The organism is Staphylococcus kloosii (genome assembly GCF_003019255.1).
GTDB lineage: Bacteria > Bacillota > Bacilli > Staphylococcales > Staphylococcaceae > Staphylococcus > Staphylococcus kloosii.
The window spans coordinates 1,058,639-1,083,202 of record NZ_CP027846.1 but is presented as its reverse complement, the minus strand read 5'-3'; the positions used below and the strand labels follow the sequence as shown (position 1 = coordinate 1,083,202).

Here is a 24,564-nt window from a genome sequence, read left to right as displayed (position 1 = left end):
TTTACAGGTAACTAATAATAATTTCAAATTCGCCTTCAAAAACCGTGTCTAAATCATCAGAAGTCAAAATAAAATTATTGCCACCTTTAATATCGTATATATCGCCGTCAATAATTACTTGTCCCTCACCTTTTATAATCGATACAAGCACAAATTCTCTAGGCTTCATATAATTCAACGTGCCAAATATATCCCATTTCACAATAGTAAAAAAGTCATTCGACACAAGTTTAGTCAATTTATGGTTTTCTACCATTTCTGTATCAGGCGTAATATTCATATTCTCATTAAATACTTCAATTACATCTATTGCTTTATCTACTTGTAGCTCTCTATTTTCGCCTTCAAGCGGTTGGCGCTCATAATCATATATTCTATATGATACGTCTGAAGCTTGCATTGTTTCGTATGCAATAATACCCTCACCAATTGAATGCACTGTACCGGCAGGAATAAAGTAAAACTCCCCTGGTTGGACTTTGATTTTATTAAATAAATTAGTAAAATCTTGTGCCGATACTTTACTTTTAGCTTCATCAGTAGAATCAACCTTTAGACCATATACAATTTCAGCATTTTCTTGTGCATCTATGATATACCAACATTCTGATTTACCATACTGCCCACTTTCATTTTCATAAGCATATGCATCATCTGGATGAACATGTATAGACAATGGTTTATTGGCATCCACAATTTTAGTCATAAGCGGAAAATCTTTACTCGGAAAGTCACCAAATAATTCTCTATGATTTGTCCAAACTTCATTTAAAGTTTCGCCTTTATATGGCCCGTTTATAATTTCACAATTACCATTTGGATGTGCAGAAATCCCCCATGCTTCTCCGATATTGTGATTAGGTAATGTGTATCCTAATTGTTCTAAGTTGCTACCTCCCCATACCTTTGTATGAAAAACAGGTCGTAAAAATAATGGCATTGCTACACCTCCGAGAGTCACTTAATTTAATAATTGCCGTTAATATAATTTGAACGCTATTATTACACATTCGAAATTCATATTTACAATTAAAAATGACATCTAAATTAATTCATTTAGTATTATATCAATAGTCAGAACACTTTAGTAGTATAATCTTTATATTCTCTAAGTTATGAAATCGCTTATCATCAAGTTTGAGTGTAAATTTAAACTATTATGTGGTTGATAATGTGTTGTAGATACTATTATAATAAAACTATAGTTTAAAGCATTAAACTATATTCGTCTTACGTATAAGGTAATTCATGATTAATAATTTGCTATTGGAAAGTGTGATGGCTTTCCAAAACTATAAAATTTGCTAGCCCAAACTTTAAAAAAGTTTGGGCTTTTTTCTAATTATTTAACCAATATATAATCATTATAATACGTTATTCTTTTCATTAAAATTCGCTAAAATCGTATTGATTACTGTTGTTAAATGCCTATTCATACATTGGGTTGCTAATTCATCATCTTGTTGTTCTATCGCATTAAATATTTTTTCATGCTCATCTTGTAATATTTCCATCGTTTTTTGTCTGCTATAAATGAAAATTTTGCGCGTCTCTTTCATAGAATCTTTCATTAATTCAGAAATGTTATTCATTAAATCTACAAGCAATGAATTATTAGTTGCTTTGGCTATAGTTAAATGGAAATCTAAATCGGCTTCTTCTCCAGACGTTCCATCAGAAACTGCTTTTTCCATTTTATTTAAATAATGGCGCATTGTTTCTAAATCCTCTTTAGTACGCATTTTAGCAGCTTTAGCCACAGTGGCACTTTCAATAATTTGTCGTAATTCTAATAATTCTTTGATTTGATCTAACGAATTAAACTTCTCGCCTATTTCAAAGAATGTTGGTTCTTTTTGTTTTACAATCGTACCATACCCTTGCTTTATCTCAATAACACCTATTGTTCTTAACGCATTTAATGCCTCTCTAATAGATGCTACACTCACCCCATATGTTGTAGCTAATTTTTGAATTGATGGTAACTTGTCACCAATTTTAAATTCATCTGATTTAATTTGTTCTAATAATAAATCAGCTACCTGTTCATATATTTTTGAGTTTGAAATTTTCATAAAATACCTCCGCACATCACATTCATCTTTATAATTAATTTAAGTATGTATCAACTCTATTTCTTTTATTTTACAAAAAAAAGCGAGTTAATTCATCCATTAATAGAATTAACTCACCAAAATCTCAATTTTTTTAATTATTTTTATTTATAATTTTTTAACGCGTCAGTAATTGATTCTTTTCCGCTAATAATTTGAAATTCTGAATTGTTATATCCTTCTGTCGTTACGACTTCTTTTAAGACTGAAGCAACATCTTCACGAGGTATAGATCCTCTACCCTCGAAGAATGCGGCAGCTTCAATTTTATTAGTTCCCGCATCATCTAATAATCCACCGGGATGTACAATAGTGTAATTTACACCAGAATTTTTCAAGTGTTCATCAGCATAGTGTTTAGCAATTGTGTATGGTTTAAGATCTCCACTTGGATCAAAAGCTTCTCTACGTGAATCGTATGTTGAAACCATTACATATTTCTTAACATTACTTGCTTTACTAGCTTCAATCGTCTTCACAGCACCATCTAAGTCGACAATTATAGTTTTATCTGGTCCAGTACTTCCACCAGAACCAACTGAAAATACGACATTATCAAAGCCTTTAAATTTATCAGTTAATGATTCAATACTGTCATTTTCAACGTCGACTAATATAGCATCAACGTCAGCATTTTTTAATTCTTCAACTTGTGCTTCTTTTCTTACACCGGCTGTAAAAGATTCATTTGCGTCTTTAAGTTGTTGAATTAAAATTCTACCAATTCCACCATTTGCTCCAATAACTAGAGTACTCATATATACATCCTCCTCATTGATTACTTATATACAGAATATACCCCTTGCTCAATTAACAAAACTAATCGGCTCAACATTGACATTATAATGTATTAATATTAATATATGAATAAATGTTCATATATTAATATGAAAGGATACTTACTATGACACATCAATTTCAAGACCTAGAAACAACAACTGTCGAAGCAGTAACGACTTTCTTTAAGGCTTTAAGTGATAGTACTAGGCTACGTATCGTAAACTTACTAGCACATGGAGATTGTAGTGTAGGTCATATTGCGCATGCATTGGATATTAGCCAGTCAAACGTATCGCATCAATTGCGCATTTTAAAGACAGCTAATTTAGTAAAAGCTCATCGTAATGGTCAGTCTATGATCTATTCAATTGATGATACACATGTTTCTTCCATACTTAACCAATCCATAAATCACGCTTCACATTAATACACAAAGAGGTGTTTTTCATGACGCATAATCACGACCACAACCACGATCATAGTCATGGTCACGTTCATACAAACAATAAAAAAGTATTATTATTTTCATTTATAATCATTACTGCCTTTATGATAATTGAAATTATCGGCGGTTTTGTTGCTAATAGTTTAGCTTTACTTTCAGACGGCTTGCACATGTTTAGTGACGCCGTTTCTTTAGGCGTGGCGTTAGTAGCATTTATTTATGCTGAAAAGCATGCCACTTTAAGTAAGACCTTTGGCTATAAACGTTTCGAAATTTTAGCAGCTTTATTTAATGGAGTTACTTTATTTATAATAGGTATCATCATTATTATCGAAGCGATACAACGCTTTTTCAAACCAACAGAAGTACAATCTACAGAAATGTTTATCATTAGTGTACTAGGTCTAGTTATTAATATAGTGGTAGCTATTTTAATGTTCAGTGGTGGCGATACTAAAGAGAACATTAATATGCGCGGTGCTTTTATTCATGTCCTTGGAGATTTACTAGGCTCATTAGGTGCAATTATTGCTGCGATTTTAATATGGGCATTTGGTTGGACCGTTGCCGATCCAATTGCTAGTATAATTGTTTCTATTTTAATTATTAAAAGTAGTTGGGGTATTACGAAATCGTCACTAAATATATTGATGGAAGGCGCACCTTCAAATATCAATATCGAAACAATAATAAATACTATTTTAGAAGAAGATGCAATATCAGCTGTACACGATTGTCACTTATGGACTATTTCAAATGATTTAAATGCGTTAAGTTGTCACGCCGTTGTTTCTTCAGATATGACAGTCGCAGGATGTGAACAACTTCTTGAAAGAATAGAAGATAAATTAAATCACCTCAATGTTAATCATATGACAATACAATTAGAGACAGATAAACATAAACATGAAGAACATACTCTCTGTTCTTCAGTTCAACACTCACATTAATATCTTTACTAAATATAAAAAAGCTAATCCATAAGGATTAGCTTTTTTATATTTAAAGGGATTTATGTCCCTCTATCTATTTTAATTAGATAAATTTATCAAAAATAAGTTGTTTACCAGGCACTTGCTTTTCATCAAAACCACGTAAAAATTCTTCATTATCATAAGTTACTTTGACGCGCTCAATATCAATGCCTTTTTCGTCAATTGTTACAATTCCATACACTACATTAGGACCATTATTTAAACCTACAGAACCTGGATTAAAATATATTTTATCTTTGTCATCGAATAAATGAACTGTATGGTTATGTCCAAATAAAATCAAATCTGCATTTTTGTCTTCAAATAAAGATTTCATATTAGCTTCTGTAGGTGTTTCTATTGGGCTAAATGGTTGTAAGTCTATAGTATCATCAAGTTTATCATTAGGAATTTCATAATGGATAATCAATACTTTCTTACCACAAATTGTTTTCTCTATCACACGTGGCAAGTTGTTTAATTTATCATAATAATCTTCGTCTAAATGCTGTTGTATCCATTGATGATGTTCATAAAATTTATCTTTTAAATCTTCTGGGTATGGCGTGCCATTAACCAGTGACATTATCGCCTCGTCATGGTTCCCGGAAATGATTTCCATATCGTCTCGATCAAAAATATCATCTAGTACCTTATTTGTTTCATGACCGACACCTATGTTGTCTCCTAAATTATAAATCTTGTCGATATCACCTCTACGATCAATATCATCTAATACTGTTTCAAGCGCATCGTAGTTACCATGTACATCTGTAATAACTGCAAATTTCATGATGATATCTCCTTTCAATGAAATGTCATTAGCATATTTTAACATTTTATAGCGTATTTGTTACCTATTAATTTTAAAATTATAATTTTTTTGATATTGTATTAATATCATCAAAAAGGAGTGCTTAAAATTTGTTTAAATATCATAAACTAGCAATACAAAACTTAAAGCCACAAAATGCAAAGACATTATTGTTTACAATTGTTGGTTTCATTATTGTAATGGCATTAGCTTACGTTGCCATCTTACCAGTACAACCTGCATTGTATAAATTTGCAATGGCTCAAGCGATACAACAGCCTGTTGGTTCGGCTATAATGATGCTCATATTGGCTATATTAGTACCAATCATAGTATATTTATTTGTCGTTTATCCATTAGCTTCGGGCGTGATTTTCACTATAGATAAAGCAATATCACAAGATAAAATTAAATTCAGTAATATATTCTCTACTTTTACTAAAGGCAAATACTTAAAATCAATAGTTATGGCATTAATTACTTTAGTATTTTTCATAGTATTAATGATTTTAAATTTATTTATTGGTAAATTATTGAATTTCCTAATTTTAAAAGGTTTTGGAGCTATTCAAAACTCAATTAGTAGTTCTTCACATGCTTTAGGAATTTCATTAACAATACAAATCGTAGCAGCAACACTTGTTGTATTTATTTTATCTTTAATTTATTGGTTATTTGTAATCATGATTGTTAATTACACATTATCGTTTACAAAAGATCCAAAAGCTGGCGTCTTACAATCAGTAAAACAAGGATTTAGTAAAATTAAAAATGGCCATAAAACATGGTTCAAACTTTACCTTGGCATATTATTATTAAACTTAATCGTTATTTTATTAGCTAACCCTGTAAGTCAACTTGTTAATATCTTTACAGGTAACATGTCTCAAAACGTAGCAACTGTGATTGTTTATGCCCTTTCTATTATCGTAGTAATTGTTCGACTATTTATTTATTACATCAACTTATTAGCAATTATTCAATATCATCATGTTAATGGTGAAAGAATAGCGTCTTCTAAAAAAGACAACGCAAAAAACAAACAAGCTAATGCATTTTCTGCTACTGCAAATAATGTAAAAGATAAAGCAAATAATACGCAATCAAAAGTTAAAGAACAATCTAATCAAGCTCAATCAAATGTAACAGATCAAGCACAAGATAAATTTAATGATGCTTCTGATAATGTTTCTAATAAAACTTCAGACAAAGCATCTGATTTAAAAGAAAACTTTAATAACAAAGATTAATAATAAAAACCTGCAAAGTGAATACTTTGCAGGTTTTTGTATGTCGCAATTTAAGTTTAACGGCTTTTTTACTAGTAATAATATTAAACTAAAAATTTATCTTTTAAGTATAAAGCCGCTCCATCTTCTTCATTTGTTAAGAACGTTACGTCTTGTGCAAGTGCTTGAATTTCTGGTCGTGCATTCTTCATTGCAACTGTATAATGACCAAAACTAAACATTGCTCTATCATTATCACTATCGCCTATTACTAAAGTTTCATGTTGCTGTATACCAAAATGTTCAATCATTTCTTTAATGCCCGTTCCTTTATCAACATGATATGCCATTGTTTCTGCATTATAACGAGAGGAATTCGACACGGTAATTTTTAACTCTTCCTGATCTTCGACGAGTTGTGCTCTAAACTGCGTAATTGCATCATAATCAGTGGCAAATAAATATATCTTTGCAAAACTATTAAAATCAATCGTAGGAACCCAATTCACTTTATGTGCCAAAGCATCTTTTCTTGAAGACCATTCGCTTTCACCAACATTACCGGGTGGTGTGTCTCCTTGAAGCATTGCGGTAGTCCATTCATAATCTTCTTTTAAAATTGCACGTTGTTCTTCGAAAGGAAAAACTTCATAGTATATATGTTGTTCTTGTGCTCGGCTTACGATTTCTTTAACACTGCTTAATGATAAACTATGTTGAAAAACAACTTCATTATGTACTACGCCTAACGTACCATTAGAGCTTATAATACCATCTACCTCAAAGTTTTTTGGTACAAGATATTTTATTTCGTCATGTGATCTTCCAGTCGCTAAAAACACTTTATAACCCGCTTCTCTTAAATTACTAATAATTGTAGCACTTTGTTCACTTACTAAGTTGTTTTTATGTAAAATTGTACCATCCATATCTAAAAATATTGCTTTAACATCATTCATACTTTATTTTCCTCCAACTATTTAATAAGTTAATTCTACTTGAATTATTCATTCAAAAATAATGCGTATCGATTGTTTTGATATGCCACTTGCACTTGCTTATTAAAGAAATCAGACAGCATTTCACTCGTTAATATAGTACTGATAGGCCCACTTTTGTAACATTGACCGTCTTTTAGTAAAAAGCCATAATCTATATTTTGAGTAATTTCTTCAACAAAATGTGTCACATAAATGACGGCTAATTTTGGATTATCAATGTACATTTGTTCTAATGATTGTAGTACTTCTTCTCGAGATATAAAATCTAGACCAGAGGCAGGTTCATCTAATATTAACAATTTAGGTTTGTCCATTAAAGCTCTAGCTATAAGTACACGTTGTCTTTCACCAGTAGATAAATAACCATAATATTGATTTTCAAATTGGCTCATATTTAGTTGCTTTAATAATTTTTTAGCCGTTTTGCGTTGTTCTTCTGTAACTTGTTGGAACACACCTATAGATTTAAAAGCGCCACTAATTACTACATCTAATACGACTTCCCCATCTTGAAAACGATCCATCAAACTATTAGATACAAAACCGATTTGATGTCTTACATTATCTGCAGAATATCCTTTCTTACCTGGTTGCATCCCAAATAAAGTAAGTTGACCAGCAGTATTTGGTTCATAAGCATTCAAAATATTCAATAGTGTCGTTTTACCTGCCCCATTCAACCCGTAGAGCATCCAACGCTCACCTTCATTAATTTGCCAATTAATGTCTTTTAAAATTGTTTTACCTTGTTTTTTGCGCGCTACATGACTTAATTCTATTAACACCATTATTCCACCTTTGTATTGTCCCTCTTTAAACTGAAAAATTGCCGTCATATTTAATTGTTTAAATTTACCTTACATGACAAACATTTAAATCCAAAAACTTATGCTTCATTTATAAATAAAAGCATTCACTATAGTTCATGAAATTTCTTTAATTTACTTTTTAAAGAAATATATGTTAAAGACAATCCTTGTTTATAAATATATTAAACTTTTTTAGTCAGAATAAAATATAAATTTAAACGTTATAGTTCCTTTTTATATTTTAATTTTAGCATTAATTTGAAGAAGAAAAAAAGTGTATTTTATAATATCAAATATTTTTATACACAATTAACAAAACGTTACTCAAACTTTCGATAATAATATCTATTAATTCATGATTTTACTTACATATTAATAAAGGCTGAAACACATCATAGGATATGCTTCAGCCTTTATTTGGTTAATTATTCAACTGTAACTGATTTTGCTAAGTTACGTGGTTTATCTACGTCTAAATCTCTATGCAATGCTGCATAATAAGAAATAAGTTGTAATGCTACTACAGACACTAATGGCGTTAATAGTTCGTGAACAGGTGGAATCACATAAGTGTCACCATCTTTATTTAAGCCATCCATAGAAATGATACATGGGTTAGCGCCACGTGCTACAACTTCTTTAACATTACCACGGATAGATAAGTTAACATTTTCTTGCGTTGCTAACGCTACAACAGGTGTACCATCTTCGATAAGCGCAATAGTACCATGTTTTAATTCCCCACCAGCAAAACCTTCTGCTTGGATGTAAGAAATTTCTTTAAGTTTTAAAGCGCCTTCTAAACTTACATTGTAGTCAATTGTACGACCAATAAAGAATGCATTGCGTGTAGTTCTTAAGTAATCTGTAGCAATTTGTTCCATAACATCTGCATCATCAACAACTGCTTCAATAGCTGTCGTTACTTTAGCTAATTCACGTAATAAATCTATATTCGTCGTAATACCATGTTCTTTAGCTACAATTTGAGATAAGATTGATAATACTGCGATTTGTGCTGTATATGCTTTAGTAGATGCTACTGCAATTTCTGGACCTGCATGAAGTAACAATGTATGGTTTGCTTCACGTGATAAAGTTGATCCGGGTACGTTCGTAATTGTTAGGGACTTATGACCTAACTTATTAGTTTCTACTAATACGGCACGGCTATCTGCTGTTTCACCTGATTGTGAAATATAGATAAACAATGGTTTTTTAGATAATAACGGCATATTATAAACGAATTCTGATGCAACATGTACTTCTGTAGGTACACCTGCCCATTTTTCGATAAATTCTTTACCTACTAAACCTGCGTGGTAACTAGTACCTGCCGCTATGATATAAATACGGTCCGCTTCAGAAACGTCTTTAACAATTTCTTTATCAACTTTTAATTCACCATTATCATCTTGATATTCTTGAATAATACGACGCATAACTGCTGGTTGTTCATGTATTTCTTTTAACATGTAATGATCGTAAACACCTTTTTCAGCATCAGATGCATCGATTTGTGCTGTATAAGCATCTCTTTCTTGTACATTACCGTCAGTATCTTTAATTGTTACACTATCACGTTTCACAATAACAATTTCATGGTCGTGAATCTCTTTATATTGGTTAGTAACTGAAATCATAGCTAAAGCATCAGAAGCTATTACATTAAAGTTATCACCTACACCAATTAGTAATGGTGATTTATTTTTAGCAACAAAGATAGTATCTCTGTCATGGCTATCAATTAATCCAAGAGCATAAGAACCTTCTAATAATGAAACAACTTTACTAAATGCTTCTTCAGTTGCTAAACCTTCATTTGAAAAATGTTCAACTAATTGCACAATAATTTCTGTGTCAGTATCTGATAAGAATGTAACATTTGATAAGTATTCATTACGTAATTCTTCATAGTTTTCGATTACACCGTTATGTACTAAAGTAAAACGTTTAGTACTTGATTGATGAGGGTGTGAATTTTCGTGGTTTGGTACTCCGTGAGTTGCCCAACGCGTATGTCCAATACCAACGTTACCATCAGTATCTTCGCTGTCTGCAACTTTTCTTAATTCAGCAATACGACCTTTTTCTTTAAATACTGTTGTACCTTCTTCATTTACTACTGCAATACCTGCAGAATCATAACCACGGTACTCTAATTTTTCTAAACCTTCTAATAATAATTCTTTTGCATTGTCATAACCAATATATCCTACTATTCCGCACATTTTAAAATTTCCTCCAATGTTGTTTGTGCTAGATATTCTGTTTTGTTAAAGAAAAACATACGTAAATAAAGCTTATTTGACGTAATAATCGTTAAAAAAGCACAGAAATATCCCTTTGCACATAATAATTTTTTTAAATAAATATCGAAGGCTAACTTATTAACTTTGTGCACTAGGTTACCCTAATGTTTTACTTAATAAGATATCGGATGGGCCACATCCGGGATAGCATCCGCCGAATAATCGATAACTATCCTCCTCGTCTACAAGCTTCAATTTATCGTCTGTTAAAATTTCTGTTATAAATTTTAAGTAGTCAACAATGCATTTCATCACTTGTACAGGCGCTTTTATTAAATTTGCTTTGTACTGTCCTCCTTTCGTCATTAATAACCATTGTACAACGTTTTTAACTTCTATTGCAAATTATTTATAAACAATAAAACAAGTTATTTTTAATAATTTTAATATTATTTTCATATAACCTCTACGGCCATCTCTCTTTCATCGTTGTCATTAATTCTGTGACAAATTCACTTTTAGTAAATATTGGCTATATAACTGAAAACACTTACAATGAAAGTAACAAATAAATAAAAAAAGAGGTGCAATTTATGTCACAAGCTCAAGCTGAAGAGAAAAAAGGTATTGGCCGTAAAGTTCAAGCATTTGGATCTTTTCTAAGTAGTATGATCATGCCGAATATCGGTGCTTTTATCGCTTGGGGATTTATCGCCGCAATCTTTATCGATAACGGTTGGTTCCCAAATAAAGACCTATCACAATTAGCAGGTCCAATGATTACTTATTTAATCCCATTACTTATTGCATATAGTGGTGGCCGTTTAATCCATGAAATGCGTGGAGGTATTATAGCTGCCGTTGCCACAATGGGTGTTATCGTAGCTTTACCTGATACTCCAATGTTATTAGGTGCTATGATTATGGGACCATTAGTTGGTTGGTTAATGAAGAAAACGGATGAATTTATTCAACCTAGAACGCCACAAGGTTTTGAAATGTTATTCAATAACTTCTCTGCAGGTATTCTAGGCTTTATTATGACAATTTTAGGATTTGAGTTATTAGCTCCTATCATGAAATTCATCATGCATATTTTATCAGTGGCAGTAGAATTTTTAGTACATGCTCACTTATTACCAATCGTTAGTATTATTGTAGAACCAGCTAAAATCGTGTTCTTAAATAATGCGATCAACCACGGTGTATTTACACCACTTGGTGCAGAACAATCAGCACATGCTGGTCAATCAATTTTATACACAATCGAATCAAACCCTGGACCAGGTCTTGGTGTGTTAGTTGCCTATATGATTTTTGGTAAAGGTACTGCAAAAGCAACTTCATATGGTGCTGGTATTATCCACTTCCTTGGTGGTATTCACGAAATTTATTTCCCATATGTTTTAATGCGTCCTTTATTATTCGTCGCAGTTATTTTAGGTGGTATGACAGGTGTTGCAACATTCTCAATGTTAGACTTCGGATTCAAGAGTCCGGCATCACCAGGTTCCTTTATTGTATATGTATTAAATGCACCTAAGGGTGAACTTCTACACATGCTACTAGGCGTATTCTTAGCAGCATTAGTATCTTTTGTAGTATCATCATTAATACTAAGATTTACAAAAGAACCTAAACAAGATTTAGAAAGTGCTACAGCACAAATGGAACAAACTAAAGGTAAAAAATCTAGTGTCTCTTCTAAATTATCACAAGGTGGAAGTGAAGGTGCTACTACAGCAACTGCTGCTGAAGATAACAATGAAACAGACTCAGAAGAAGATTTATTAGATAACTATGATACTGAGAATGTCGATGCCCATGACTACAGTAAAGTTAACCATGTTATCTTTGCCTGTGACGCAGGTATGGGTTCAAGTGCAATGGGTGCAAGTATGTTACGTAATAAATTCAAAAAAGCAGGTATTCAAGACGTTGACGTCACAAATACAGCTATCAATCAATTACCTAACGATGCTCAACTTGTAATCACTCAGAAGAAACTTACTGATCGTGCAATTAAACAAGTGCCTAAAGCAATTCATATCTCAGTTGATAACTTCTTAAATTCACCAAGATATGATGAATTATTAGAAAATCTTAAAAGTGAACAAAACTAATTTAATTATGTAACCTACTGGAGGATACGACTATGTTATTGAGTACACGTGAAAAAGATATTATTGACATGTTAATTAAATATTACGGTCAATATGTCACTATTTATGATATTGCTCAAAGCTTAGCTGTATCCTCTCGTACTATTCATAGGGAATTAAAATCTGTTGAATCTTCCCTACATCAATTTGGTTTATCGTTAAGTCGAGTTACTAAAAAAGGGATTCAATTAGAAGGCAATAAGCAACAAATTGATGATTTGAAAAACTATTTATACCAACAAACTACTGTTGACCTATCTCAAGAAGAACAAAAAGTTATTATTTTGTATGCGTTAATCCAAAGTGATAAACCAATCAAACAATATAGTTTAGCCCAAGAAATCGGTGTTTCAATTCAAACTTTAACAAAACTGTTAGATGAATTATCACAAGAACTTCAAAATTACCAATTAACGTTACTCAAAAAACGCGGTGAAGGTGTGCACTTAGAAGGCACCGAATCTAAAAAACGTGAATTATTAAGTCAACTTATGGTAAATAATCTTAATAGTACAAGTGTTTATTCTGTTATCGAAAACCATTTTGTCTATCAATCTATTAATCAAAATCAACTATCTATGGTAGATATGGATAAAATATTCCAAGTTGAACGTATTTTAATGGATCATTTAGATCGTTTGCCCTATTCTTTAACAGAATCAAGTTATTTAACATTAACGGTGCATATCGTATTGAGTATAGAACGCATGCTTAAGGGTGAATATGTAACTTTAAATGATGATGTTTACAATGATGTTAAAGACACGTATGAGCATGAAATAGCTACTGCGTTAAGTCATCATTTAGAACATATTTATGGCGTGCAGTTTAACCAAGCAGAAATTGCCTTTATAACGATTCATTTGCGTGGCGCAAAACGTAAAGATTCAGAAGAAATATTTAAAGATGATAAGGACGAATTAAAACGCATTGATTACTTTATTAATTTAGTAAGTCAATCAACACAAATGTCTTTTAATAATAGAGAGGCATTAAGTGAAGGTTTAAAACTTCATATCATCCCAGCGATTAATAGATTAAATGCAAATATTGAAACTTATAATCCTTTAACAGAAATGATTAAACAAGACTATCCTGTATTATTCGATACAGTCAGTAATAGCTTACGTCAAGTTTGGCCAAATTTTGCCTTTCCAGACAGCGAAATCGGTTTTATTGTGTTGCATTTTGGCGGTGCTATTCAAAGGGAAAACGAAGCTACTTTTCATGCGCTCGTCGTATGTAGTAGTGGTATCGGGACGAGTCAAATACTAGCAACGAGATTACAACAAATATTCAGTAAAATTACGGATACAACACAAGCATCTGTCGGTGAGTTAACCAATATTAATTTTAACAATTATGACGCGATTATATCGACCGTCGATTTAGATATAACTGTACCTTATATCACTGTGAATCCATTATTACCTGACACAGATATTAATCATGTATCTGCTTTTATTAACGTTACTAGACCACAAAAGAACATGGCTAATCTTGCTCACCAACCTTGGCCTATTGATTCAAATAATCAAGAAGCTCTTTTAAATTATATGCGTAAAGGTTTAGAGCTTATTGATTCGGTTTATATTGACTATACAGAGACTAAAAATTGGACTAAATATTTAACGAAATTTTTATATGAGCACAAAGTAATACAAAGTAAAAAGTCATTCGCTGATTTAATTCATCAACGTGCATTGGATCAAAATTTTATTTTAGAGCCATATCCTCTAGCACTACCTCATTTAAAGCATGAAATGATTTTAAAACCAATCATTTTAGTATCTATATTAAATGAGCCAATCAACTTTATGAATGATCAAAATGACCAACATTACATTCAATATTTATTAAGTATATTTGTTCCTGAAGATGAAATTCCCGCTCGCATTGTAAGTAACTTTTCAAGCGAATTAGTAAATCATCTTGATAATTTAAGTGACTTAATGTCACAACCAGAACAACTTATAAATATTTTGAAACAAAGTTATCTTCAACAATTACAAAAAAAATTACAAAATGGAGTGAATACACATGACTGAATTATTTAGTAACGAAAACATATTTATTAACGCAACTGTTAGCACAAGAGACGAAGCAATTGAAAAAGCTGGCAATGCCCTAGTATCTGCTGGAGCTGTAACTGAAGATTATATTCAAGCAATGAAAGACCGTGAAGACGTAGTATCTACATTTATGGGTAACGGTTTAGCTATACCACATGGTACAGACGAAGCTAAAACAAGTGTTTTACAATCTGGTTTAACATTATTACAAATCCCTGAAGGCATTGATTGGGATGGCGAAGAAGTTAAAGTCGTAGTAGGTATCGCTGGTAAAGATGGTGAACATTTAGAGTTATTATCTAAAATCGCTATCACATTTAGTGAAGAAGAAAACGTAGACCGTATTGTTAATGCTAAATCTGCTGAAGAAATCAAACAAGTATTTGAGGAGGCTGAAGCATAATGAAAGCTCTTCATTTCGGTGCTGGTAACATTGGTAGAGGCTTTATAGGATATATTTTAGCTGATAATAATATAAAAGTAACTTTTGCAGATGTTAACAATGAAATCATCAATGCGCTAGATCAAGAACAAGAATATGATGTTATTTTAGCTGATCAAGACCACACTACTACAAGAGTTCATAATGTTGACGCTTTATATTCTGGTGAGCCTTCTGAAGCATTAAAACAAGCAGTTTTAGAAGCAGATTTAATCACTACAGCAGTTGGTGTGAATATCTTACCTATCATTGCTAAATCATTTGCTCCTTATTTAAAAGAAAAGGAAACACCAGTAAATATCGTTGCGTGTGAAAACGCGATTATGGCAACAAATACTCTTAAAAAAGCTATCTTAGATATTACTGGACCATTAGGTGAACACATTCACTTTGCTAACTCAGCTGTCGATCGTATAGTTCCAATCCAATCAAACGACAATATCTTAGATGTAATTGTAGAACCATTCTTTGAATGGGTTGTAGAAAAAGACGCATGGTACGGTCCTGAGTTAGATCATATTAAATATGTTGATGATTTAACACCTTATATAGAACGTAAACTATTAACTGTTAATACGGGACATGCATATCTTGCTTATGCAGGTAGATATCATCAACTACCAACTATATTAGATGCAGTAAAAGATGCTAATGTAAAAGACGGATTACGTGCTGTATTAGCCGAAACAAGCGCTTATATTACTAAAGAATTCAATTTTACTGAACAACAACAAGCACAATACGCAGATAAAATTATAGAACGCTTTGAAAATCCTAATTTATCAGATGGCGTAACACGTGTTGGTCGTGGTACTGTTCGTAAAATAGGACCTCAAGATAGAATAATGAAGCCATTAAATTATCTATATCAAAACAATTTAAAACATGACGCTTTAGTAAAATTAGCAGCGTTATTGTTAAAATATGATGATAACAATGACCAAGAAACGGTTGAAAAAAATGACTACATTGCACAAAATGGTGTCGCTAAGTTCTTACAAGATTATGCAAAAACTGATGACACATTAACATCAGAAATCGTTGCAGCATACAACGTACTGTAATAAAAAAGGAACGACGAATTTAATCGTCGTTCCTTTTTTTAATATTTATTTATCTAAACCCATTTTATCTTCTACAACATCAGCGATAGTTTGGGCAAAACGTTGCGCATCCTCATCTGTTGCCGCTTCAACCATAACACGTACAAGAGGTTCTGTACCTGAAGGTCTAACTAAGATACGACCTTCACCATTCATCTCTACTTCAACTCTTGTCATAACTTCTTGAACATCGATATTTTCTTCAACTCGATATTTATCTGTTACACGTACGTTAACTAATGATTGTGGGTATTTTTTCATTTGAGCCGCTAATTGGCTAAGTTTTTTACCTGTCATTTTAATGATAGAAGCTAATTGTACACCTGTTAATAAACCATCACCAGTAGTATTGTAATCCATTAGTACAATATGACCTGATTGTTCACCACCAAGATTGTAATTACCTCTTCTCATCTCTTCTACTACATAACGGTCGCCCACTTTAGTTTTGTTAGACTGGATACCTTCATTTTCTAAAGCCTTATAAAAACCTAAATTACTCATAACTGTAGATACAATCATATTATTATTCAATTCGTGGTTTTTAGCCATTGCTTGACCAATAATAAACATAATTTGGTCGCCGTCTACGATGTTACCTTCTTCATCAACTGCGATAAGACGGTCACCGTCACCATCAAAAGCTAGACCAAAGTCAGCTTCAGATTCAACAACTGTCTTACTAAGTGTTTCAGGGTGTGTAGATCCTACACCTTCGTTAATATTATATCCATCCGGGTTACAACCTACTGTTACTGTAGTAGCTTCTAAATCACCGAATAGGAATGGTGCAAGTGAAGATGTTGAACCATTGGCACCATCAAGTGCAATTTTCATACCATCTAAATCAACATCTACTGTTGATTTTAAGTAACTAATATATTTTTGTGAGCCTTCAAAGTAATCAGAACAATGGACAATGTCTTCCCCTACTGGTCTTGGTAAATCAGGGTTTTCTTGATCCAAAAGTTGTTCAATTTCGTTTTCTTGATCGTCAGATAATTTGAAACCATCTGAGCCAAAGAATTTTATTCCATTATCTGCAACAGGGTTATGTGAAGCAGAAATCATTACGCCTAAGCTTGCTTCCATTTCACGTGTTAAATAAGCTACACCAGGCGTTGAAATAACACCTAAACGCATAACCTCTGCGCCAATTGATGTTAAGCCAGCGATAAGTGCTGCTTCTAACATTTCTCCAGAAACTCTAGTATCTCTACCTACTAAAACTTTAGGATGTTTTTGTCCTTTATTGTGTGCTAATACATAGCCACCATAACGACCTAGTTTAAATGCAAGTTCAGGTGTTAATTCTTTATTTGCTACACCTCTAACTCCATCTGTACCAAAATATTTTGCCATTATAATATCTCCTTTTGCTCTTTATTCCTATTATTTAACTGTAATTTTTGCGGTTGTATTATCTGGTTGAACTTTGGATACATTTTTAGGTAATTTAAAACTAACATCTCTATCTGTGTCGTCTGAAATATTATCTAAATTGACTTCTCCAGTGATAGAATCAATGTCTTGTAAGTCTTCTCTATTACCATAAATTTCAACTTCATCTTTATCCAATTTAATATTATCTAAATCTTTACCATTAGCTAAGCTTCCAGTAGTTTTTGTTTTTACTTTAACCTTTTTGCTATATGGCTCAACCTTAGTCGTTAAATTGACATCGTTAGGTCGTATTGAAACATTTAATTTATTTAAGTTTCTATCAAAAGCTGTAATATTCGCTAAATCTGTTGTATCTTTATCGATTTTGCTCTTGTTTTTGTAATGTGCTTTTAAATAAGCAATCTTATCAATTTGACTTTGTCCGCCTGTGACTTTAACTTTTTCAGGTGACACGCTTTGGTCAGCAATCTTATAATCTGCATCGATGTTATCAGTACTTACATCAGGATCAACTTTCATCTCTTTTGTAACTTTTTCTTCAAGCTTAACAGTTGTCTCTTTTGGTTTAACTTTGTAGTCTATATCTTTACTTAAACCACTAACCTTGTATTGTACTGTATGCTTCCCAGCTTTAGCACCGGCTAAATCAAGTGTTACTTTAATATTTTGACCATTTTCTGCCTTTAAAACTTGTGATTGTGGACCCGAAATATCTACATCCACTTTATCAGGCACGTTGTTAGCATAAAGTTTATGGTTATCATATTTAGTTTCGACTGGTACACTTTCAATAGTCTCTGTACTCTTTTGACTAAATTTATCTGCATTAAACATATTTCCAAAAACATTATTTGCAGATAGAAAGAAAAAAACAGCCAACGCTAATGCTATAAGGCGCAACCCCCATTTACTTTCTAACATATTAATTCACACCCTTCTCTTGCAAGCGTGAGCCGAACCAATGTTCTGCAAGAAGTTCTTCAAATGCTTCAGTAGAAATATCTTTTCTTAATTTGCCATCAAAGGTAACTGAAATTGAACCAGTTTCTTCTGACACAACAACTGTAAATGCATCTGAGACCTCTGAAATACCTACAGCTGCTCTATGTCTCGTACCTAGGCTTTTTGCTATTTTCGCACTATCTGAAAGTGGTAAATAGCATGCAGCACTAGCAATTTTGCTATCATGGATAATCATAGCACCATCATGTAATGGTGTATTAGGTATAAAGACATTCGTTAATAGCTCTTGTGATATATTAGAGTTCATTGGTATACCAGTTTCTATGTAGTCTTGTAAGCCAGTCTCTTTTTCAAATACAATCAATGCACCAATACGTCTTTTAGCCATATACTGAACGGCTTTAGACACGGCAGAAATTAATTTATTTTCATCACTATTAACGTTACTCGCATAACGTTTGAATAAACTTCCTCGTCCTAATTGTTCTAAAGCTCTACGTATTTCTGGTTGGAAAATAACAATGAGTGCTAATACACCCCATTGAATAACTAAGTCAAAAAGACGTGAAGTAGCTGTTAAACTTAGCATTTTACTAATTTGTTGCCCTATGACAATTACGAGAATTCCTTTTAATAATTGAATGGCTTTTGTACCTTTAAACACAGTAATGAGAAGATAAAGTACATACCATACAATTAATAAGTCAAGCACGCTTGTTATAATTTTAACCGTGCTCCAATGTTCAAATAAATTGGATAAATCCATGACATCTCCTCCGGTATTCTAATCCCACTGTAAACATTATACCAATCTTCTTTTATACTGTCATATTATGACTCAATAAATCTAAAAATTTAAAAACAATAAATTGCATATTATTTTACGTGTTAAAGGAATATATTAACTTCATTAATTTTATACGTAAAAGAAAAAACCTATGCCCAAATAATGTATCTGGGCATAGTTCATTTTTTGTCTTACTCATTATAAACAATGACTTATAGTAAAGTTTCGCCAAAGAAACTACCTACAAGACCAACTGCTTGTTCTGCAGTATGATTATTTTGATCAATAAGTGGATTAACTTCTACCAAATCCATAGAAGTGATTAATTGAGAATTATGTAATAATTCTAATGCGAAGTGACTTTCTCTGTAATTCAAGCCACCTAAAACTCTTGTGCCTGTTCCTGGTGTTTCTGCTGGGTCTAGTGCATCGACATCTAGTGATAAATGTATACCATCCGTCTTATCTTTAAGATGCTTTATTGATTCATTGATAACTTGTTGGATGCCAAGTCTATCAATATCAGCCATTGTATATGTTTTAATGTTATTGTTTTTAATATATTCACGTTCTCCGGTATCTAAATCTCTCATACCTATTAAAACTATGTTTTCTGGTTTTACTTTAGGTGTATAGTTGGATACATTAACCAATCTATCATCACCATCTCCAGCTAAAACTCTCAATGGCATACCATGAATATTACCAGAAGGTGATTCTTCAGGCACATTTAAATCACCATGTGCATCATACCAAATCACACCTAAATTTTCATAATGCTTACTAATACCAGCAATTGAACCAATTGCTATTGAATGATCTCCACCTAATATTAATGGAAAAGCACCACTTTGTACGCTATCAGATACTGCATTACTCAAGTTTTCAGATACTTGAACAATCTCATCAATATTTCTTAATCCCTCTTGTTCTGAATTAAACTTATCTAAGTTGATTTCCGGTACATCGATATTACCTTTATCTACTACCGTATAACCAATACGTCTAATGCGATCAACAATACCTGCATATCTAATAGCATCTGGGCCAAAGTTTACCCCTAATTTTCTTTGACCAAATGTCGATGGTGCTCCAATAATATTAATGTTTTTCATAGATCAAAAACCCCTTTGCATTCATTTTAATACTAGGATACGTTATTAATTTCGAACTTTCAAGTGAGCTAAAGTCTTGTATGGCAATGGATTTGGGGTGTCTTACATATAAAAACATTAAAACGTTTGAACATTCATTATTACCTTATATTTTGCATAAATGATGCTTGAATATGTATAAAAAAATTCATAAAAAAAACACTTCCGAAGAAGTGTTTTACAAGTGAGCCATAGAGGATTCGAACCTCTGACCCTCTGATTAAAAGTCAGATGCTCTACCAACTGAGCTAATGGCTCAAAAATGGCTGGGCTAGCTGGATTCGAACCAGCGCGTGACGGAGTCAAAGTCCGTTGCCTTACCGCTTGGCTATAGCCCAACAATGGTGGAGGGGGGCAGATTCGAACTGCCGAACCCGAAGGAGCGGATTTACAGTCCGCCGCGTTTAGCCACTTCGCTACCCCTCCGCGCTTATTAAAATAAATGGTGGAGAATGACGGGTTCGAACCGCCGACCCTCTGCTTGTAAGGCAGATGCTCTCCCAGCTGAGCTAATTCTCCAATATGTAATGACCCCGACGGGACTCGAACCCGTGTTACCGCCGTGAAAGGGCGGTGTCTTAACCGCTTGACCACGGGGCCATATGGCTCCACAGGTAGGACTCGAACCTACGACCGATCGGTTAACAGCCGATAGCTCTACCACTGAGCTACTGTGGAATAATAATATTGCCTGGCAACGTCCTACTCTAGCGGGATGTAAATCCGACTACCATCGGCGCTAAGGAGCTTAACTTCTGTGTTCGGCATGGGAACAGGTGTGACCTCCTTGCCATTGTCACCAGACAATGATGTATAAAAGTTATACATTCAAAACTAGATAGTAAGTAAATATCATTTTACCAATCAAAACATTTAAATTGATTAAGTCTTCGATCGATTAGTATTCGTCAGCTCCACATGTCGCCATGCTTCCACCTCGAACCTATTAACCTCATCATCTTTGAGGGATCTTATAACCGAAGTTGGGAAATCTCATCTTGAGGGGGGCTTCATGCTTAGATGCTTTCAGCACTTATCCCGTCCATACATAGCTACCCAGCGATGCCGTTGGCACGACAACTGGTACACCAGAGGTATGTCCATCCCGGTCCTCTCGTACTAAGGACAGCTCCTCTCAAATTTCCTACGCCCACGACGGATAGGGACCGAACTGTCTCACGACGTTCTGAACCCAGCTCGCGTACCGCTTTAATGGGCGAACAGCCCAACCCTTGGGACCGACTACAGCCCCAGGATGCGATGAGCCGACATCGAGGTGCCAAACCTCCCCGTCGATGTGAACTCTTGGGGGAGATAAGCCTGTTATCCCCGGGGTAGCTTTTATCCGTTGAGCGATGGCCCTTCCATGCGGAACCACCGGATCACTAAGTCCGTCTTTCGACCCTGCTCGACTTGTAAGTCTCGCAGTCAAGCTCCCTTATGCCTTTACACTCTGTGAATGATTTCCAACCATTCTGAGGGAACCTTTGAGCGCCTCCGTTACTCTTTAGGAGGCGACCGCCCCAGTCAAACTGCCCATCTGACACTGTCTCCCACCATGATCAATGGTGCGGGTTAGAAATCCAACACAGCGAGGGTAGTATCCCACCAACGCCTCCACGTAAACTAGCGTTCACGCTTCTAAGGCTCCTACCTATCCTGTACAAACTGTGCCGAATTTCAATATCAGACTGCAGTAAAGCTCCACGGGGTCTTTCCGTCCTGTCGCGGGTAACCTGCATCTTCACAGGTACTATGATTTCACCGAGTCTCTCGTTGAGACAGTGCCCAAATCGTTACGCCTTTCGTGCGGGTCGGAACTTACCCGACAAGGAATTTCGCTACCTTAGGACCGTTATAGTTACGGCCGCCGTTTACTGGGGCTTCGATTCGTAGCTTCGCAGAAGCTAACCACTCCTCTTAACCTTCCAGCACCGGGCAGGCGTCAGCCCCTATACATCACCTTACGGTTTAGCAGAGACCTGTGTTTTTGATAAACAGTCGCTTGGGCCTATTCACTGCGGCTCTCCCGGGCGTTAACCCTAGAGAGCACCCCTTCTCCCGAAGTTACGGGGTCATTTTGCCGAGTTCCTTAACGAGAGTTCGCTCGCTCACCTTAGAATTCTCATCTTGACTACCTGTGTCGGTTTGCGGTACGGGCACCTAATATTCTAGCTAGAGGCTTTTCTTGGCAGTGTGAAATCAACGACTCGAGGAAACAATTTCCTCTCCCCATCACAGCTTGACCTTATGAGTGCCGGATTTGCCTAACACTCAGTCTTACTGCTTGGACGTGCACTCCAACAGCACGCTTCGCCTATCCTACTGCGTCCCCCCATCGCTTAAAACGAATTTAGGTGGTACAGGAATATCAACCTGTTATCCATCGCCTACGCCTATCGGCCTCAGCTTAGGTCCCGACTAACCCAGAGCGGACGAGCCTTCCTCTGGAAACCTTAGTCAATCGGTGGACGGGATTCTCACCCGTCTTTCGCTACTCACACCGGCATTCTCACTTCTAAGCGCTCCACATGTCCTTGCGATCATGCTTCAACGCCCTTAGAACGCTCTCCTACCATTGTCCTACGGACAATCCACAGCTTCGGTAATATGTTTAGCCCCGGTACATTTTCGGCGCAGTGTCACTCGACTAGTGAGCTATTACGCACTCTTTAAATGATGGCTGCTTCTAAGCCAACATCCTAGTTGTCTGGGCAACGCCACATCCTTTTCCACTTAACATATATTTTGGGACCTTAGCTGGTGGTCTGGGCTGTTTCCCTTTCGAACACGGACCTTATCACCCATGTTCTGACTCCCAAGTTAAATTGATTGGCATTCGGAGTTTGTCTGAATTCGGTAACCCGAGAAGGGCCCCTCGTCCAAACAGTGCTCTACCTCCAATAATCATCACTTGAGGCTAGCCCTAAAGCTATTTCGGAGAGAACCAGCTATCTCCAGGTTCGATTGGAATTTCTCCGCTACCCACAACTCATCCGCTCACTTTTCAACGTAAGTCGGTTCGGTCCTCCATTCAGTGTTACCTGAACTTCAACCTGGTCATGGGTAGATCACCTGGTTTCGGGTCTACGACCAAATACTCAACGCCCTATTCAGACTCGCTTTCGCTACGGCTCCACATTTCCTGCTTAACCTTGCATCAAATCGTAACTCGCCGGTTCATTCTACAAAAGGCACGCCATCACCCATTAACGGGCTCTGACTACTTGTAAGCACACGGTTTCAAGTTCTCTTTCACTCCCCTTCCGGGGTACTTTTCACCTTTCCCTCACGGTACTGGTTCACTATCGGTCACTAGAGAGTATTTAGCCTTGGGAGATGGTCCTCCCAGATTCCGACGGAATTTCACGTGCTCCGTCGTACTCAGGATCCACTCAAGAGGGTTATCGTTTTCGACTACAGGATTATTACCTTCTTTGATGTATCTTTCCAGATACTTCGTCTAACAATAACTTTTGTAACTCCGTATAGAGTGTCCTACAACCCCAACAAGCAAGCTTGTTGGTTTGGGCTGTTCCCGTTTCGCTCGCCGCTACTCAGGGAATCGATTTTTCTTTCTCTTCCTCCGGGTACTAAGATGTTTCAGTTCTCCGGGTATGCCTTCTAACATGCTATGTATTCACATGTTGATAACACGACATGACTCGTGTTGGGTTTCCCCATTCGGAAATCTCTGGATCAAAGCTTACTTACAGCTCCCCAAAGCATATCGTCGTTAGTAACGTCCTTCTTCGGCTTCTAGTGCCAAGGCATCCACCGTGCGCCCTTAATAACTTAATCTTTTTGTTTTTAAGTCAAACATAACGTCTAACTCAAAACCCAAAATGTTATTAATCTGTGAGTGTTCTTTCGAACACTAGCGATTATTTTAGTTTGAATTCAAGCTTTTTAAAACTCTAATTCACTCGGTTTTGCTTGGTAAAATCTATATTTTACTTACTTATCTAGTTTTCAATGTACAATCTTTGAATACTCTATGAGCATTCAAAACTGAATACAATATGTCTACGTTATTCCGTTTCATCTTCGTAGAAGATG

Annotated in this window: 18 protein-coding genes, 6 tRNA genes and 2 rRNA genes; 7 read left to right on the top strand and 19 right to left on the bottom strand. The window is 34.8% G+C overall.

The annotated features are described in order from the left end of the window. Position 1 precedes the first annotated feature (1 nt). The 3 genes from C7J89_RS05245 to C7J89_RS05235 all read right to left on the bottom strand — a co-directional run bounded on the left by C7J89_RS05245 (position 2) and on the right by C7J89_RS05235 (position 2,872). Positions 2-940 carry a type I phosphomannose isomerase catalytic subunit gene (locus C7J89_RS05245; RefSeq protein WP_103295615.1) on the bottom strand — a complete coding sequence of 313 codons (939 nt, stop codon included), beginning with the start codon at positions 938-940 and terminating at the stop codon, positions 2-4. Between the two features lie 424 nt (positions 941-1,364). Further along, complete coding sequence (locus C7J89_RS05240) at positions 1,365-2,075, bottom strand: FadR/GntR family transcriptional regulator (protein WP_061855734.1); 711 nt, start codon at positions 2,073-2,075, stop codon at positions 1,365-1,367. A gap of 143 nt (positions 2,076-2,218) precedes the next feature. Beyond that, positions 2,219-2,872: an SDR family oxidoreductase gene (locus C7J89_RS05235; RefSeq protein ID WP_061855735.1), complete on the bottom strand. Its 654-nt coding sequence runs from the start codon at positions 2,870-2,872 to the stop codon at positions 2,219-2,221. Positions 2,873-3,018: 146 nt separating this feature from the next. Here C7J89_RS05235 and C7J89_RS05230 point away from each other — a divergent pair, with 146 nt between their 5' ends. Together C7J89_RS05230 and czrB are read left to right on the top strand one after the other, a co-directional pair. Next, positions 3,019-3,321 carry an ArsR/SmtB family transcription factor gene (locus tag C7J89_RS05230; protein WP_061855736.1) on the top strand — a complete coding sequence of 101 codons (303 nt, stop codon included), beginning with the start codon at positions 3,019-3,021 and terminating at the stop codon, positions 3,319-3,321. A 20-nt stretch (positions 3,322-3,341) separates the two neighbouring features. Next, positions 3,342-4,289, top strand: coding sequence for a CDF family zinc efflux transporter CzrB (czrB, locus tag C7J89_RS05225; RefSeq protein WP_103295614.1), 948 nt, complete (start codon positions 3,342-3,344; stop codon positions 4,287-4,289). An 85-nt stretch (positions 4,290-4,374) separates the two neighbouring features. On the opposite strand, the gene C7J89_RS05220 is transcribed toward czrB, so the two are convergent. Continuing rightward, positions 4,375-5,106: a metallophosphoesterase family protein gene (locus C7J89_RS05220; RefSeq protein ID WP_103295613.1), complete on the bottom strand. Its 732-nt coding sequence runs from the start codon at positions 5,104-5,106 to the stop codon at positions 4,375-4,377. A 131-nt stretch (positions 5,107-5,237) separates the two neighbouring features. On the opposite strand from C7J89_RS05220, the gene C7J89_RS05215 reads away from it, so the two are divergent. Beyond that, positions 5,238-6,377: a hypothetical protein gene (locus C7J89_RS05215; RefSeq protein ID WP_103295612.1), complete on the top strand. Its 1,140-nt coding sequence runs from the start codon at positions 5,238-5,240 to the stop codon at positions 6,375-6,377. An 83-nt stretch (positions 6,378-6,460) separates the two neighbouring features. Here C7J89_RS05215 and C7J89_RS05210 read toward each other — a convergent pair whose 3' ends face one another. From C7J89_RS05210 to glmS, 3 genes are all read right to left on the bottom strand, one after another. Next, a complete protein-coding gene (locus C7J89_RS05210; protein WP_103295611.1) occupies positions 6,461-7,315 on the bottom strand; it encodes an HAD family hydrolase in 855 nt (284 codons plus the stop codon). A gap of 44 nt (positions 7,316-7,359) precedes the next feature. Then, positions 7,360-8,142, bottom strand: a complete 783-nt coding sequence (locus C7J89_RS05205) for an ABC transporter ATP-binding protein (protein ID WP_103295627.1) — start codon at positions 8,140-8,142, stop codon at positions 7,360-7,362. A gap of 449 nt (positions 8,143-8,591) precedes the next feature. Continuing rightward, complete coding sequence (gene glmS, locus C7J89_RS05200; protein ID WP_103296034.1) at positions 8,592-10,397, bottom strand: glutamine--fructose-6-phosphate transaminase (isomerizing); 1,806 nt, start codon at positions 10,395-10,397, stop codon at positions 8,592-8,594. A gap of 614 nt (positions 10,398-11,011) precedes the next feature. Between glmS and C7J89_RS05195 the strand changes: the two genes are divergently transcribed. From C7J89_RS05195 to C7J89_RS05180, 4 genes are read left to right on the top strand one after another with little or no spacing between them, the layout of a single operon-like run. Further along, complete coding sequence (locus C7J89_RS05195) at positions 11,012-12,541, top strand: PTS mannitol transporter subunit IIBC (RefSeq protein WP_103296036.1); 1,530 nt, start codon at positions 11,012-11,014, stop codon at positions 12,539-12,541. Positions 12,542-12,573: 32 nt separating this feature from the next. Next, a complete protein-coding gene (locus C7J89_RS05190) occupies positions 12,574-14,628 on the top strand; it encodes a BglG family transcription antiterminator (RefSeq protein ID WP_103296037.1) in 2,055 nt (684 codons plus the stop codon). Beyond that, positions 14,621-15,055, top strand: a complete 435-nt coding sequence (locus C7J89_RS05185) for a PTS mannitol transporter subunit IIA (protein WP_061855744.1) — start codon at positions 14,621-14,623, stop codon at positions 15,053-15,055. Before C7J89_RS05190 ends, C7J89_RS05185 begins: the two co-directional genes overlap by 8 nt. Further along, entirely contained in the window at positions 15,055-16,158 is a 1,104-nt protein-coding gene (locus C7J89_RS05180; RefSeq protein WP_103296038.1) for a mannitol-1-phosphate 5-dehydrogenase, read from the top strand. Before C7J89_RS05185 ends, C7J89_RS05180 begins: the two co-directional genes overlap by 1 nt. Before the next feature lie 45 nt (positions 16,159-16,203). On the opposite strand, the gene glmM is transcribed toward C7J89_RS05180, so the two are convergent. From glmM to C7J89_RS05120, 12 genes are all read right to left on the bottom strand, one after another. Further along, the gene (gene glmM / locus C7J89_RS05175) at positions 16,204-17,559 is read right to left on the bottom strand and encodes a phosphoglucosamine mutase (RefSeq protein WP_061855746.1); all 1,356 of its coding nucleotides are present in this window, start codon (positions 17,557-17,559) and stop codon (positions 16,204-16,206) included. 30 nt (positions 17,560-17,589) lie between these two features. After that, positions 17,590-18,522 carry a CdaR family protein gene (locus C7J89_RS05170; protein ID WP_103296039.1) on the bottom strand — a complete coding sequence of 311 codons (933 nt, stop codon included), beginning with the start codon at positions 18,520-18,522 and terminating at the stop codon, positions 17,590-17,592. A 1-nt stretch (position 18,523) separates the two neighbouring features. Continuing rightward, entirely contained in the window at positions 18,524-19,330 is an 807-nt protein-coding gene (cdaA, locus tag C7J89_RS05165) for a diadenylate cyclase CdaA (protein ID WP_048792789.1), read from the bottom strand. A 233-nt stretch (positions 19,331-19,563) separates the two neighbouring features. Next, on the bottom strand, positions 19,564-20,466 hold the full coding sequence (gene rocF / locus C7J89_RS05160; RefSeq protein ID WP_103296040.1) for an arginase: 903 nt from the start codon (positions 20,464-20,466) through the stop codon (positions 19,564-19,566). A 224-nt stretch (positions 20,467-20,690) separates the two neighbouring features. Further along, positions 20,691-20,763: transfer RNA gene (locus C7J89_RS05155), tRNA-Lys, on the bottom strand. A gap of 5 nt (positions 20,764-20,768) precedes the next feature. Further along, positions 20,769-20,843: transfer RNA gene (locus C7J89_RS05150), tRNA-Gln, on the bottom strand. Between the two features lie 4 nt (positions 20,844-20,847). Then, positions 20,848-20,931, bottom strand: a tRNA-Tyr gene (locus C7J89_RS05145). A 17-nt stretch (positions 20,932-20,948) separates the two neighbouring features. Continuing rightward, positions 20,949-21,024: transfer RNA gene (locus tag C7J89_RS05140), tRNA-Val, on the bottom strand. 9 nt (positions 21,025-21,033) lie between these two features. Beyond that, positions 21,034-21,105, bottom strand: a tRNA-Glu gene (locus C7J89_RS05135). Positions 21,106-21,108: 3 nt separating this feature from the next. Continuing rightward, positions 21,109-21,183, bottom strand: a tRNA-Asn gene (locus tag C7J89_RS05130). A gap of 11 nt (positions 21,184-21,194) precedes the next feature. Further along, a 5S ribosomal RNA gene (gene rrf, locus C7J89_RS05125) occupies positions 21,195-21,309 on the bottom strand. 74 nt (positions 21,310-21,383) lie between these two features. Then, positions 21,384-24,306 (bottom strand): 23S ribosomal RNA (locus C7J89_RS05120). Positions 24,307-24,564 lie beyond the last annotated feature (258 nt).

What these genes read in the sequence shown, in the direction of transcription:
- C7J89_RS05185 (WP_061855744.1), top strand. Translation starts at nt 14,621, where the DNA reads ATGACTGAATTATTTAGTAACGAAAACATATTTATTAACGCAACTGTT.
- glmM (WP_061855746.1), bottom strand. Translation starts at nt 17,559, where the DNA reads ATGGCAAAATATTTTGGTACAGATGGAGTTAGAGGTGTAGCAAATAAA.
- C7J89_RS05230 (WP_061855736.1), top strand. Translation starts at nt 3,019, where the DNA reads ATGACACATCAATTTCAAGACCTAGAAACAACAACTGTCGAAGCAGTA.
- C7J89_RS05190 (WP_103296037.1), top strand. Translation starts at nt 12,574, where the DNA reads ATGTTATTGAGTACACGTGAAAAAGATATTATTGACATGTTAATTAAA.
- rocF (WP_103296040.1), bottom strand. Translation starts at nt 20,466, where the DNA reads ATGAAAAACATTAATATTATTGGAGCACCATCGACATTTGGTCAAAGA.
- C7J89_RS05240 (WP_061855734.1), bottom strand. Translation starts at nt 2,075, where the DNA reads ATGAAAATTTCAAACTCAAAAATATATGAACAGGTAGCTGATTTATTA.
- C7J89_RS05210 (WP_103295611.1), bottom strand. Translation starts at nt 7,315, where the DNA reads ATGAATGATGTTAAAGCAATATTTTTAGATATGGATGGTACAATTTTA.
- czrB (WP_103295614.1), top strand. Translation starts at nt 3,342, where the DNA reads ATGACGCATAATCACGACCACAACCACGATCATAGTCATGGTCACGTT.
- glmS (WP_103296034.1), bottom strand. Translation starts at nt 10,397, where the DNA reads ATGTGCGGAATAGTAGGATATATTGGTTATGACAATGCAAAAGAATTA.
- cdaA (WP_048792789.1), bottom strand. Translation starts at nt 19,330, where the DNA reads ATGGATTTATCCAATTTATTTGAACATTGGAGCACGGTTAAAATTATA.
- C7J89_RS05180 (WP_103296038.1), top strand. Translation starts at nt 15,055, where the DNA reads ATGAAAGCTCTTCATTTCGGTGCTGGTAACATTGGTAGAGGCTTTATA.
- C7J89_RS05195 (WP_103296036.1), top strand. Translation starts at nt 11,012, where the DNA reads ATGTCACAAGCTCAAGCTGAAGAGAAAAAAGGTATTGGCCGTAAAGTT.
- C7J89_RS05170 (WP_103296039.1), bottom strand. Translation starts at nt 18,522, where the DNA reads ATGTTAGAAAGTAAATGGGGGTTGCGCCTTATAGCATTAGCGTTGGCT.
- C7J89_RS05245 (WP_103295615.1), bottom strand. Translation starts at nt 940, where the DNA reads ATGCCATTATTTTTACGACCTGTTTTTCATACAAAGGTATGGGGAGGT.
- C7J89_RS05220 (WP_103295613.1), bottom strand. Translation starts at nt 5,106, where the DNA reads ATGAAATTTGCAGTTATTACAGATGTACATGGTAACTACGATGCGCTT.
- C7J89_RS05235 (WP_061855735.1), bottom strand. Translation starts at nt 2,872, where the DNA reads ATGAGTACTCTAGTTATTGGAGCAAATGGTGGAATTGGTAGAATTTTA.